Annotated in this window: 8 protein-coding genes; 3 read left to right on the top strand and 5 right to left on the bottom strand. The window is 71.7% G+C overall.

From position 1 onward, the window contains the following. Positions 1-337 precede the first annotated feature (337 nt). Together recD2 and JS756_RS29380 are read left to right on the top strand one after the other, a co-directional pair. Positions 338-2,593: an SF1B family DNA helicase RecD2 gene (gene recD2 / locus JS756_RS29385; protein ID WP_205386283.1), complete on the top strand. Its 2,256-nt coding sequence runs from the start codon at positions 338-340 to the stop codon at positions 2,591-2,593. 286 nt (positions 2,594-2,879) lie between these two features. Next, positions 2,880-4,169: a citrate synthase gene (locus JS756_RS29380; protein WP_205386282.1), complete on the top strand. Its 1,290-nt coding sequence runs from the start codon at positions 2,880-2,882 to the stop codon at positions 4,167-4,169. Between the two features lie 687 nt (positions 4,170-4,856). Here JS756_RS29380 and JS756_RS29375 read toward each other — a convergent pair. The 3 genes from JS756_RS29375 to JS756_RS29365 form a co-directional block, all read right to left on the bottom strand. After that, positions 4,857-7,112, bottom strand: a complete 2,256-nt coding sequence (locus JS756_RS29375) for a heavy metal translocating P-type ATPase (protein WP_205386281.1) — start codon at positions 7,110-7,112, stop codon at positions 4,857-4,859. Positions 7,113-7,293: 181 nt separating this feature from the next. Next, positions 7,294-7,533 (bottom strand): heavy-metal-associated domain-containing protein, encoded by a 240-nt coding sequence (locus tag JS756_RS29370; RefSeq protein WP_205386280.1) that lies wholly within the window; start codon positions 7,531-7,533, stop codon positions 7,294-7,296. Between the two features lie 553 nt (positions 7,534-8,086). Beyond that, positions 8,087-8,794: a TetR/AcrR family transcriptional regulator gene (locus tag JS756_RS29365; protein ID WP_205386279.1), complete on the bottom strand. Its 708-nt coding sequence runs from the start codon at positions 8,792-8,794 to the stop codon at positions 8,087-8,089. A 129-nt stretch (positions 8,795-8,923) separates the two neighbouring features. Between JS756_RS29365 and JS756_RS29360 the strand changes: the two genes are divergently transcribed. After that, the gene (locus tag JS756_RS29360; protein ID WP_205386278.1) at positions 8,924-11,179 is read left to right on the top strand and encodes an MMPL family transporter; all 2,256 of its coding nucleotides are present in this window, start codon (positions 8,924-8,926) and stop codon (positions 11,177-11,179) included. 75 nt (positions 11,180-11,254) lie between these two features. Here JS756_RS29360 and JS756_RS29355 read toward each other — a convergent pair whose 3' ends face one another. Continuing rightward, complete coding sequence (locus tag JS756_RS29355) at positions 11,255-11,812, bottom strand: GNAT family N-acetyltransferase (RefSeq protein ID WP_205386277.1); 558 nt, start codon at positions 11,810-11,812, stop codon at positions 11,255-11,257. Positions 11,813-11,893: 81 nt separating this feature from the next. Further along, complete coding sequence (locus tag JS756_RS29350; protein ID WP_205386276.1) at positions 11,894-12,094, bottom strand: helix-turn-helix transcriptional regulator; 201 nt, start codon at positions 12,092-12,094, stop codon at positions 11,894-11,896. Between the last annotated feature and the right edge of the window lie 612 nt (positions 12,095-12,706).

The following is a 12,706-nucleotide window of genomic DNA, read 5'->3' as shown; positions in this document are numbered from 1 at the left end:
CCGCCATCCTGCCGAGCCGGCGCGGCCGATGCGTCACCGACGCGTGCGGCGTGCCCGCTTCGACGGTGCGCGGCCGGGCGCGACCCCGCGCCGCGCCACCCCGGTGCGGGCCGACGCCGGGGACCGGCCACGGGGGAACCGGGGGTGGGGAAGGGATTCAGTATCCCGGGGCGCGCGGTTTCCGGGGCCCCTTCTCCGGAATGACCCGTCCCTGTCCGGTTCAGGGCGTCCCGCGCCCGCCGGGCGGCGCGTCCGGGGCGCCGGTCCGGCCCTCGCTCGGGCCGGGCCGCCCCCGGGCCCGCCCACGGATGTCGGCGGCCACCGGTACCGTCGGATCATGGCTCAGCAGGAGGGAACGTCCGCCGGTGAACGGCGGCCGGCGGTGCTCGAAGGCGTACTGGAGCGGATCACGTACGCCAATGAGGAGAACGGCTACACGGTCGCCCGGGTCGACACGGGCAGAGGCGGTGGCGACCTCCTCACGGTCGTCGGCGCGTTGCTGGGCGCCCAGGTGGGCGAGTCACTCCGCATGGAGGGGCGATGGGGATCGCATCCCCAGTACGGCAAGCAGTTCCACGTCGACAACTACACCACCGTCCTGCCCGCCACCGTCCAGGGCATCCGCCGCTACCTGGGTTCGGGGCTGGTCAAGGGGATCGGGCCGGTCTTCGCCGACCGGATCACGCAGCACTTCGGGCTGGACACCCTCCGGATCATCGAGGAGGAGCCGAAGCGGCTCATCGAGGTCCCCGGCCTCGGCCCCAAGCGCACCCGGCGGATCGCCGACGCCTGGGAGGAGCAGAAGGCGATCAAGGAGGTGATGCTCTTCCTCCAGACGGTGGAGGTGTCGACGTCCGTCGCCGTGCGGATCTACAAGAAGTACGGGGACGCCTCCATCTCGGTGGTGAAGAACCAGCCGTACCGGCTCGCCGCGGACGTCTGGGGCATCGGCTTCCTCACCGCCGACAAGATCGCCCAGTCCGTCGGCATCCCGCACGACAGCCCCGAGCGTGTGAAGGCCGGTCTGCAGTACGCGCTGTCGCAGTCCGCCGACCAGGGACACTGCTTCCTGCCCGAGGAGCGGCTGATCGCCGACGCGGTCAAGTTGCTCGGGGTGGACACCGGGCTGGTCATCGACTGCCTGGCCGAGCTGTCCTCGCCGCCGGAGGAGGGCGAGGACCCCGGTGTCGTCCGGGAGAAGGTGCCCGGTCCGGGCGGCGGGGCCGAGCCCGTCACGGCCGTCTACCTCGTCCCCTTCCACCGCGCCGAGCTCTCCCTCTCCGCGCAGCTTCTGCGTCTGCTGCGGACCGGTGAGGACCGGATGCCGACCTTCCGGGACGTCGACTGGGGGAGGGCGCTGGGCTGGCTGCGGCAGCGCACCGGGGCCGAGCTGGCTCCCGAGCAGGAGGCGGCCGTGAAGCTCGCGCTGACCGAGAAGGTCGCCGTCCTCACCGGCGGTCCCGGCTGCGGCAAGTCGTTCACGGTCCGCTCGGTCGTGGAGCTGGCCCGCGCCAAGCAGGCCAAGGTGCTGCTCGCGGCGCCGACCGGCCGCGCCGCCAAGCGCCTTGCCGAGCTCACCGGCGCGGAGGCCTCCACCGTCCACCGGCTGCTGGAACTGAAGCCCGGCGGCGACGCGGCCTACGACCGGGACCGGCCGCTTGACGCCGACCTGGTGGTGGTCGACGAGGCGTCCATGCTGGACCTGCTGCTGGCGAACAAGCTGGTGAAGGCCGTCCCGCCGGGGGCCCATCTGCTCTTCGTCGGGGACGTGGACCAACTGCCCAGCGTCGGCGCGGGGGAGGTGCTGCGGGACCTGCTGGCCGACGGGAGCCCCGTCCCCGCCGTCCGGCTGACCCGGGTCTTCCGGCAGGCCCAGCAGTCCGGCGTCGTCACCAACGCGCACCGCATCAACGCCGGCCGGCATCCCCTGACGGACGGGATGAAGGACTTCTTCCTGTTCGTCGAGGACGACACCGAGGAGGCGGGGCGGCTCACCGTGGACGTGGCGGCGCACCGTGTCCCGGCCAGGTTCGGGCTCGACCCGCGCCGGGACGTCCAGGTGCTCGCCCCCATGCACCGGGGTCCGGCGGGGGCGGGCGCGCTCAACGGCCTGCTCCAGCAGGCCATCACGCCGGGCCGGCCCGACCTGGCGGAGAAGCGGTTCGGCGGCCGGGTCTTCCGGGTCGGCGACAAGGTCACCCAGATCCGCAACAATTACGAGAAGGGGGAGAACGGTGTCTTCAACGGCACCGTGGGCGTGGTCACCTCGCTCGACCCGGTCGACCAGCGTCTGACGGTGCTGACCGACGAGGACGAGGAGGTGCCGTACGAATTCGACGAACTGGACGAACTGGCGCACGCCTACGCGGTGACCATCCACCGTTCGCAGGGAAGTGAATATCCCGCAGTGGTGATCCCCGTCACCACCGGTGCATGGATGATGCTGCAGCGCAACCTGTTGTATACGGCCGTGACCCGCGCCAAGCAGCTGGTCGTCCTGGTGGGTTCGCGCAAGGCGATCGGCCAGGCGGTGCGCACGGTCTCGGCCGGGCGGCGCTGTACCGCCCTCGACTACCGGTTGGCCGGGCTGTGACCTCGCGCTTCCTGGCACGCGGTGCCTCGTGACGTGGCCGGTGCGGGGCAAGCGTTCACGAGCAGATCGTGAGACTTCGCAAAAAATGATCGATCAAATGAGTCGTGAAGGTCACAGAGGCCTTCCGGATGGGGAACACAAGGGGCAGGATGAGAAAGTTGGCGGCACTCAGTGCCGTCGATAGGCCCGATGGTCGACCCCGAGTGCACTCTCCTGAGCCGAGTGGGGGAAGGTAGAGACAGTCAGGGCACCTCGAAGATGAGGCACAACGTCGGTGAGGGAAGACGTGAGCGACAACTCTGTAGTACTGCGGTACGACGGCAACGAGTACACCTACCCGGTGGTCGACAGTACCGTCGGCGACAAGGGCTTCGACATCGGGAAGCTGCGCGCCCAGACCGGTCTGGTGACCCTGGACAGCGGGTACGGCAACACCGCCGCCTACAAATCCGCCGTGACGTATCTCGACGGCGAAGGGGGCATTCTGCGGTACCGCGGCTACCCGATCGAGCAGCTGGCCGAGCGCTCCACCTTCCTGGAGGTCGCCTACCTGCTGATCAACGGCGAGCTGCCGACCGTCGACGAGCTCACCTCGTTCAAGGACGAGATCACCCGGCACACCCTGCTGCACGAGGACGTCAAGAACTTCTACCGCGGCTTCCCGCGTGACGCGCACCCGATGGCGATGCTGTCGTCGGTCGTCTCGGCGCTGTCCACCTTCTACCAGGACAGCCACAACCCGTTCGACGAGCAGCAGCGCAACCTCTCCACGATCCGTCTGCTCGCCAAGCTCCCGACGATCGCGGCGTACGCCTACAAGAAGTCGGTCGGTCACCCGTTCGTCTACCCGCGCAACGACCTGGGCTACGTGGAGAACTTCCTCCGCATGACCTTCTCGGTCCCGGCGCAGGAGTACGAGCTCGACCCGATCGTCGTCTCCGCCCTGGACAAGCTCCTCATCCTGCACGCGGACCACGAGCAGAACTGCTCGACCTCCACCGTCCGCCTGGTCGGCTCCTCGCAGGCGAACATGTTCGCCTCGATCTCCGCCGGCATCAACGCGCTCTGGGGCCCGCTGCACGGCGGCGCCAACCAGTCGGTGCTGGAGATGCTGGAGGGCATCCGCGACTCGGGCGGCGACGTCGACTCCTTCATCCGCAAGGTGAAGAACAGGGAGGACGGCGTCCGCCTGATGGGCTTCGGCCACCGGGTCTACAAGAACTTCGACCCTCGCGCCAAGATCATCAAGGCCGCCGCGCACGACGTGCTGTCCGCCCTCGGCAAGTCCGACGAACTGCTGGACATCGCGCTGAAGCTGGAGGAGCACGCGCTCTCCGACGACTACTTCGTCTCGCGCAGCCTCTACCCGAACGTCGACTTCTACACCGGCCTGATCTACCGGGCCATGGGCTTCCCGACCGAGATGTTCACGGTCCTGTTCGCCCTCGGCCGGCTGCCGGGCTGGATCGCCCAGTGGCACGAGATGATCAAGGAGCCGGGTTCCCGCATCGGCCGCCCGCGCCAGATCTACACCGGCATCGTCGAGCGCGACTTCGTCCCGGTCGAGGAGCGCTGACCGCAGCCTGAGGGGGTGCCGGTCCGCGGCGCCCCGTCACCGGCCGGGCCCGTGCCCGGCAGGGGCCGTCCGCGAGGGCGGCCCTTTCGCGTGCCCGGGCGCACCCCGGCGGCGGGGCGGTGGTTCCGGCGGCGCCGGGCCCTGGTGGTGCTGCACGGCGCCCGCAAGGCGAAAGGCGCCCCGGTGCGCCGGTCCCCCCACGGGCCGACGACCAGGGCGCCTTCCCATGTCCCGGTGCGGATTCCCCCCACGGGATCCGGCCGGGCGCCTGTGAGGACACAGCGCCTGAATCGCTGTTGAGCAGAATGAGCAGAACCGCTCGTACTACTCCTCGTACCGTTCGCGCGGTTCGTGTCGTGCGGACTGCTCACTTGCTCGGTGTGCGGTCTGCCGGGACAGCGCACGCTGGGAGGGCCGCTCAAAGCTTCCCGGTGTACGTGCCCCGGCAACGCAATTCTGGAGAAGTCCCCCAAGACATCCCCAGGTGCCAGTCGGCGCCCCCCAAGACGCCTTCCTGACATCGCCAACTTAGACCGTCGAACCCCTTCGATGGTTACGTTCACATCACTGTGATCTGTGTCTCTTGCATTTGTCCGTTAGATGCGCCAGGGCCCTGATATGACCATCGGAGTCCGAGCGCGAGGACGATGCGCAAGACTTGTGAAGAGCTTATGTGAGTTCCGTGCCTCAGCGAAAGGCCCGCAGCCGCAAGCTGTTGGTCACCACGAACACCGAGGAGAAGGCCATCGCCGCCCCCGCGATCATGGGGTTGAGCAGCCCGGCGGCGGCCAGCGGCAGGGCGGCCACGTTGTAGCCGAAGGCCCAGACGAGGTTGCCCTTGATGGTGGCCAGCGTCCGGCGGGAGAGCCGGATCGCGTCCGCGGCGACCCGCAGGTCCCCGCGCACCAGCGTCAGGTCGCTCGCCTCGATCGCCGCGTCCGTGCCGGTGCCCATGGCCAGGCCCAGGTCGGCGCCGGCCAGCGCGGCGGCGTCGTTGACACCGTCTCCGACCATGGCGACCACGCGGCCCTCGCCCTGGAGCCGCCGTACGACGTCGACCTTGTCCTCGGGCAGGACCTCGGCGATCACCTCGTCGATGCCGACCTGCGCCCCGACGGCCTCCGCCACCGTGCGGTTGTCACCGGTCAGCAGCACCGGCGTGAGCCCCAGAGCGCGCAGCCGCCGCACGGCCTCGGCGCTGGTCTCCTTCACCGCGTCGGCGACGGCGAGGACGCCGCGGGCCGCGCCGTCCCAGCCGACCACGACCGCCGTGCGTCCCTCCCGCTCCGCCTCCTTCCGCGCACGCGCCAGCTCCTCGGGAAGGCCGTCGCCGTTCTCGGCGAGCCGACCCACGGCCACCTCGCGGCCGTCCACGTGTCCGCGCACACCCCGCCCGGGGACGTTCTCGAAGTGCTCGACCCCCGGGAGCGTGCCCACGCGCTCCTCGGCGCCGGCGGCGATCGCACGGGCGACGGGGTGCTCGGAGGCGTGCTCCAGGGCACCCGCGAGCAGCAGCACCTCCTGCTCGTCGGTGCCGTCGGCGACGTACACGTCCTGGAGGGTCATGCGACCGGTGGTGACGGTCCCGGTCTTGTCGAGGACGACGGTGTCGACGCGCCGGGTGGACTCCAGCACCTCCGGCCCTCTGATGAGGATGCCGAGCTGCGCGCCGCGGCCGGTGCCGACCATGAGCGCGGTCGGCGTGGCCAGGCCCAGGGCGCACGGGCAGGCGATGATCAGTACCGAGACGGCCGCGGTGAAGGCGGCGACGGTGTCCCCGGTGACGCCGAGCCACACGCCGAAGGTGGCCGCTGCGGCGAGCAGGACGACCGGGACGAAGACCGCGGAGACCCGGTCCGCGAGCCGCTGCACCTCGGCCTTGCCGTTCTGCGCGTCCTCCACCAGCCGGGCCATGCGGGCCAGCTGGGTGTCCGCGCCGACCCGGGTGGCCTCGACGACGAGGCGGCCGCCGGCGTTCACCGTCGCGCCGGTGACCGTGTCGCCTGCCGTCACGTCCACCGGCACGGACTCGCCGGTGAGCAAGGAGGCGTCGATCGCCGAGGATCCCTCGACGACGGTGCCGTCGGTGGCGATCTTCTCGCCGGGCCGGACGACGAAGCGGTCGCCCGCGGCCAGCTGAGCCACCGGCACGCGCACCTCCTTGCCGCCCCGGAGCACGGCCACGTCCTTGGCGCCCAGTTCCATCAGGGCCCGCAGGGCGGCGCCCGCCCGCCGCTTGGAGCGGGCCTCCAGGTAGCGCCCGAGGAGCAGGAAGGCGGTGACGCCGGCGGCCACCTCCAGGTAGAGCGTGGAGGAGGCGTCGGCGCGGGAGAGGGTGAGGTCGAAGCCGTGCCGCATGCCGGGCATGCCCGCATCCCCGAGGAACAGTGCCCACAGCGACCAGCCGAACGCGGCCAGCGTGCCCAGCGAGACGAGGGTGTCCATGGTGGACGCGCCGTGCCGGAGGTTGGTCCAGGCGGCCCGGTGGAAGGGCAGGCCGCCCCAGACGACGACCGGGGCGGCGAGCGTCAGGGAGAGCCACTGCCAGTTGTCGAACTGCAGGCCGGGCACCATCGCGAGCAGCACGACCGGTGCGGCGAGCACGGCGGAGACCAGCAGCCGGGTGCGCAGGGCCATGAGCTCGGGGTCGGTGTCGGACTCGGCCGGTTCCGGCTCCTCGGGCCGTGGCGGCGCGGGTTCCTCGGCGGTGTAGCCGGTCCGGACGACGGTGGCGACGAGATCGGCCACCTCGATGCCGGCCGGATAGGAGATCTTCGCCTTCTCGGTGGCGAAGTTGACCGTGGCCGAGACGCCGTCCATGCGGTTGAGCTTCTTCTCGACGCGGGCCGCGCAGGAGGCGCAGGTCATCCCGCCGATGAGTAGTTCGATCTCGGCCGTGTCGGTGGTTTCTGCTATCCCGCTGTGCGGGGTGGTGCTGGTCATGTCCGGGCTCCAGACGACGGACCGGGCCGTGCGGAACCGGTATCAGCCGGTCGGCAGGGCCCGGTCGGGAAACCGAAGGAATGTGCGCCCCCGGAAGCGGGCACCCGCTCGGCGGGAGCCGTTCCGGGGGATGCGTGCCGCGGATCCGGTCTGCCGGGATCCGCCGTCGCGGGAAGTGTGCTCAGGCCTGACCGACGAGTTCGAACCCGGCCTCGTCGACGGCGGCGCGGACGGCCTCCTCGGCCAGTGGGACGGCGGAGACGACGGTGACCTCACCCGTGGCGGCCACGGCCTGCACCGAGGTGACGCCGGCGATCTCGGAGATCTCGCCGGAGACGGACCCCTCGCAGTGTCCGCAGCTCATCCCGCTCACCTTGTAGACGGTGGTGACGGAACCCTGGGTGTCGGTCTGGGTGGTCATGTCGTTACTCCTCGTCGAGGCGTGTGGGGCGGACGGGACCCGCGGGGAGCCCTTCCAGAACCCAGACTATACCCCTAGGGGGTATTTCTCAAAGGAGGTTCCGACGGATCGGCGCCGGTGTCCGCGCGGTGCGGGGGCGGAATTCCCGGGGCGCAGCCGAGAGGTGCGGCGGGTTCCCTCGCGTTCCGGCAGGCGATATGGCCGCACCTTGAGCAAGTGTCCGTGATGGCGCGGTTCGGGAACCCAGGGGGATAGGGGGGCGGGGTGCCCGGCGGTGGTGGGCGGATCCGGCTCCGGGTCGGGCTGCCCCCGGGTGGCGGAATCTCCGGTCGAGGGCCCGCCGAGGGCGACTCCGGCGGGCTCCGGCCGCGGCGCGGGGCGTCCGGGGAGGGCTTCCGGGTCGGCGGGCTCCCGGCGAGGAGTTCCGGTCGAGGCGGAGGGGTCCTCGGGAAGGGGGTCTCCGGGCGGGCCTGGCTCCCGGTTCACCGCTCTGTGTGAGGGGGTCGGCGGGTGGCCCGCGGGGCGGTGCGGTGGGCCCGGCGGGCCGGCGGGGTCAGTCGCGGCTGCCGGAGTCCGGTCCGGTCCGGTCGCCGGCGAGGGGGGCCAGGTAGCGGACGAGGGCGTTCTTCAGTTCCTGGACGTAGGCCTCGCGCTCGGCGCCCTCGTGGGCCAGCACCAGTTCCAGGCCCGCCTTGTACAGGCCGAGGCACATGTGGGCGGTGCGGGTGAGCTCGGCGGGGGGCGCCGACGGCAGGAACGACGACAGCAGGGCCTCGATGCGGGTGAGCAGGGTGGCGTGCAGGGCGTCGTGCTCCTCGCCGATCCGGCCGGGGATGTCGGGGCCGTGCATGAGGGCGAAGAAGGCCGGGTGGGCGCAGTTGAAGTCGATGAACCGGTCGACGGCGGCGCCCACCGCCTCCTCCAGCGGGGTCGCCGGGTCGACCGGGGCCAGCGCCTCGCCGTAGGTGGTGCGCATCGTCTGCATGAGCCGGTCGCCCAGTTCGATCGCGATGGCCTCCTTGTTCGGGAAGAACTGGTACAGCGTGCCGGGGGAGACCCCTGCCTCGCGGGCGATGGCGTTGGTGGAGGCGGCCGTGTAGCCGGTGGTGCAGAAGACCTGGGCCGCCGCTTCCAGCAGCTGGGCGATGCGGCGCTCGCCGCGGGCCTGGCGGCGGCGCGGCTGCTCGGTGGTCTGGTGTTCGGGCACGCGTGATCCCCAGCTCTCCGCATGAGATTGACAAACGCGAGCGGTCGCTCGCATTCTTGGGGAACGCGAGAGATCTCTCGTGTTTTGAGCCTACGGCAATGACATACCCATGCTGCCTGCCCGTGCAGCCTGCGTGCGCGGCGGCCGGCCGGGGCCGAGTGAGGGTGAAGGGGACACCGCACGATGACCGAAGCCACGAGGGCCACCGCATCCGACGCCGGACCGGCCCACTTGGGGGGCCCGCCGGTGGGCCGCTGGACCGCCCTGGTCACCGCACGCCCCCGGCTGTCCCTCCTGGCGGCCCTGGTGCTCACGCTCCTCGCCGTGCTCGCCGGCAGCGGGGTCGCCGACAAGCTGGGCAGCGGGGGCTGGCAGGACCCGGCCGCCGAGTCGACGTACGCGACACGGGCCCTGGAGCGGGAGTTCCCCGGCTCGCAGCCCAACCTGCTGCTCCTGGTGGAGGCGGGCGACGCCTCGGTGGACGACCCCGCGGTCGCCGCCGAGGCCGACCGGCTGACCCGGCAACTGGCCGCCGAGCACGGGGTGACCGGCATCGGCTCCTACTGGCGGGCCGCCCCCGCGGCGGCCGCCGCCCTGCGTGCGGAGGACGGACACGAGGCACTGATCGCCGCCCGCATCGCGGGCGACGAGAGCGAGGCCGCCGGCACCCTCGACCGCATCGCCCCGCACTACCGGGGCGCACACGGACCGGTCTCGGTGAGGATCGGCGGCATCGTCGCCGTACGGCACGAGATGCAGACGACCATCCAGGAGGACCTCACCCGGGCGGAGGCGATCGCGCTGCCGATCACCCTGGTCCTGCTCGTGATGGTCTTCGGCAGCGCGGTCGCCGCCCTGCTGCCGCTCGGCATCGGCATCGTGGCCATCCTGGGCACCAACGCGGTGCTGTCCGGACTCGCGGAGCTGACCGACGTCTCCGTCTTCGCCATGAACCTCACCACCGCCCTCGGGCTCGGCCTCGCCATCGACTACGCCCTGTTCATCGTCCGCCGCCACCGTGAGGAGCTGTCCGCCGGAGCCGACCCGCTGCACGCCGTCGCCCGCACCCTGCGCACCGCCGGGCGCACCGTGCTCTTCTCCGCGCTCACCGTCGCGGTGTCCCTGGCGGCGATGCTCGTCTTCCCCCAGTACTTCCTGCGGTCCTTCGCGTACGCCGGCATCGCGGTGGTGCTGCTCGCCGCGGCCGCCGCGCTGATCCTCCTCCCGGCGGCGCTCGTCCTGCTGGGCCACCGGGTCGACGCCCTCGATCTCAGGCGGTTGCTGCGGCGCGGCCGGCGACCCGCCCCCGCCGGTGCGGAGCCCGGCACCGCCTGGGCGCGCCTCGCGACCCTGGTGATGCGCCGCGCCCCCTTCTTCGCCGCCGTCACGACCGCCGTCCTGATCGTCCTCGGCCTGCCCTTCCTCGGCGTGACGTTCGGCACCGCCGACGACCGCCAACTCCCGGCCGGGGCCGAGTCCCACGTCGTCCAGCAGCATCTGCGGGACGGCTTCCCGGGCAGCCCCGGCGGCGGACTGGAGGTGCTCGCGGAAGGCCGCGCCACTCCGGAGGAGTACGCCGCCTACAAGGAGCGCGTCGCCGCCCTCCCGGACGTGCTCCGGGTCGACGGCCCACTGGTCGAGGGCGACCTGGCGTACTTCACGGTCCAGCCGAAGGGTGAGTCCGTCGACGACTCGGCGCAGCGCCTGGTCGGTGAACTGCGCGCCACCGAGACGCCGTTCGACACCAAGGTGACCGGTACCGCCGCCGTCCTGGTCGACTCCAAGGATGCCATCGCCGAGCGTCTGCCGTGGGCGGCGGCGTTCATCGCCGTCGTCACGCTGCTGCTGGTCTTCCTGCTCACCGGCAGCGTGCTGATACCCCTCCAGGCCGTGCTGCTCAACGCGCTGAGCCTGACCGCGATGTTCGGCGCCGTGGTGTGGGTCTTCCAGGACGGCCACCTGTCCGGGCTGCTCGGCTTCACCAGCCCCGGCTCCATCGAGACGACCCTGCCCGTCCTGATGTTCTGCGTGGCGTTCGGGCTGTCCATGGACTACGGCGTGTTCCTGCTCTCCCGTATCAAGGAGGAGTACGACGCGACCGGCGACCACCGCGCCGCGGTGCGGCACGGACTGCAGCGCACCGGCGGTCTGATCACCGCTGCTGCGGTGATCCTGGCGGTCGTGATGGTCGCGATCGGCACCTCTCGGGTCACCAACACCAAGATGCTCGGCCTGGGCATCGCCCTCGCCGTGCTCATGGACGCGATGGTCGTGCGCAGTCTGCTCGTCCCGGCCGTCATGCGCCTCACCGGCCGCGCCACCTGGTGGGCCCCGGCCCCGTTGCGGCGCTTCCACCGGCGGTTCGGCCTCAGCGAGGGCGAGCCCGCGGCACCGGCCCCCGGCGAACGCGACAGGGACGCGGTGGGGGTGGCCGGCTGAGCCGGCCGGCTCAGCCGTACCCCCGGGCTGCTGAGGCGGGGACCGGCCGGGGCGCTGGGGGCACCGCGGCCGTGGTCACGCCGCGGCGAGCGCGGCCCACTCGCGGTCGAGGATCGCCATGAGGACCTCGTCCACCCACTCGCCGTCCTGCTGCCGGGCCTGCCGTCGCACCCCCTCCACCACGAAGCCCACCTTCTCGTAGACCCGCAGCGCCCGGTGGTTGTCGCTGTAGGCCTCCAACTGGATCCGGTGCAGGCCCAGCTGTTCGAAGCCGTGGGCCACGATGAGCCGGGTCGCCTCCGTGCCCAGACCCCGGCCGCGACCCCGGGGGCCGATGAGGGTGCGGAAGCTGCAGCCGCGGGACCGCGGGTCGAACTCGTGCAGGACGACCTCGCCGACCAGTTCGCCGGTGGCGCGGTCGGTGACGGCCAGGTCGAGCCGGTCGGCCCGGTCGGCTCGGGTGGCGTACCAGGAACGCAACCGCTCCGGGGTGAGGTCGGTGTCCGGTTCGAAGGTGAAGCGGACGACCTCGGGGTCGCCGACGATCTCCCACATCGTGTCGGCGTCGGCCTCGGTGAAGGGCCTCAGCACGGTCCTCTCGCCGGTCAGAACAGGTTTCACGGAGAAGCTCATGCTCGCCACTGTGCCCCACGCGACGGTGGGGCACACGGCGGTTTTCGCGGTGGTCGGGGGCTCGGCCGAAGGGGGACCGCCTCACTCCTGCCTGCGGCCCCGGTTGCCGGGTCGTGAGGCCACCCACGCCCGGACGGTGTCGGCGTACCAGTACGGCTTGCCACCCTCCACATGGTCGGGTGCGGGCAGCAGTCCGTGCTTGCGATAGGACCGTACGGTGTCCGGCTGCACGCGGATGTGTGCCGCGATCTCCTTGTAGGACCAGAGCCTGCGGTCGGTCATGGGTCGTACCTCCCCGCGCAGACCGCGGCGGCGGCCGGGGGCGGCCGTCGGGGGAGCCGGGCGCTGCGCTGGCGATCATCAAGCCTCTACCCGGTGAACGACACGGGGGGAGCGAGGGGCAGGGGCTGTGGATCGGGTGTGACGCAAGACCCACGTGCACGCGACATGTGTGACAGAGGAGTGGTCTTTGTGACACAGGTGATGCAATGGCATATGCCTGTCGAAATTACCCCGCCCTGATATGTCCACGTCCGGCCCGCGCCCACCGGCGGGGCGCCCGCGACGGCGCGGTGCAGTCCCTCCGGCGGAACCGAAGCGAGCCCACAGCCGCAGCGTCGGCCGCGGTGGCCCGGCGGCCGCCGTCGACGCCGCCTCCCTGCCGCCCTCGCCGGCGCCTCGATCGCGGCGTCGACCCCGGGCCGTGGTCCGACCGCAGACGTACCGACCGCGCCATGTGCCCCTTCCTGCTCGGAGGGCTCCCAAGGTGCCCGCGCCCGCCGGGCCGCGCGGCGGCCGGATCCCGACAACATCTGGTCCGAATGTCCGGACAAAACATTGACAGCGTGTCATGCCGGGGGCTAGAAAGCCGGGGAGGGGCGATGCGACGGGAAG

Source organism: Streptomyces actuosus (assembly GCF_016921115.1).
Classification (GTDB): Bacteria; Actinomycetota; Actinomycetes; order Streptomycetales; family Streptomycetaceae; genus Streptomyces; species Streptomyces actuosus_A.
This window is presented reverse-complemented; position numbering and strand designations above follow the sequence as displayed.

Bases quoted from the DNA above. Each gene is read 5' to 3' on its own strand.
- recD2 (WP_205386283.1), top strand. From the start codon at position 338: ATGGCTCAGCAGGAGGGAACGTCCGCCGGTGAACGGCGGCCGGCGGTG.
- JS756_RS29375 (WP_205386281.1), bottom strand. From the start codon at position 7,112: ATGACCAGCACCACCCCGCACAGCGGGATAGCAGAAACCACCGACACG.
- JS756_RS29370 (WP_205386280.1), bottom strand. From the start codon at position 7,533: ATGACCACCCAGACCGACACCCAGGGTTCCGTCACCACCGTCTACAAG.
- JS756_RS29365 (WP_205386279.1), bottom strand. From the start codon at position 8,794: ATGCGAGCGACCGCTCGCGTTTGTCAATCTCATGCGGAGAGCTGGGGA.
- JS756_RS29360 (WP_205386278.1), top strand. From the start codon at position 8,924: ATGACCGAAGCCACGAGGGCCACCGCATCCGACGCCGGACCGGCCCAC.
- JS756_RS29355 (WP_205386277.1), bottom strand. From the start codon at position 11,812: ATGAGCTTCTCCGTGAAACCTGTTCTGACCGGCGAGAGGACCGTGCTG.
- JS756_RS29350 (WP_205386276.1), bottom strand. From the start codon at position 12,094: ATGACCGACCGCAGGCTCTGGTCCTACAAGGAGATCGCGGCACACATC.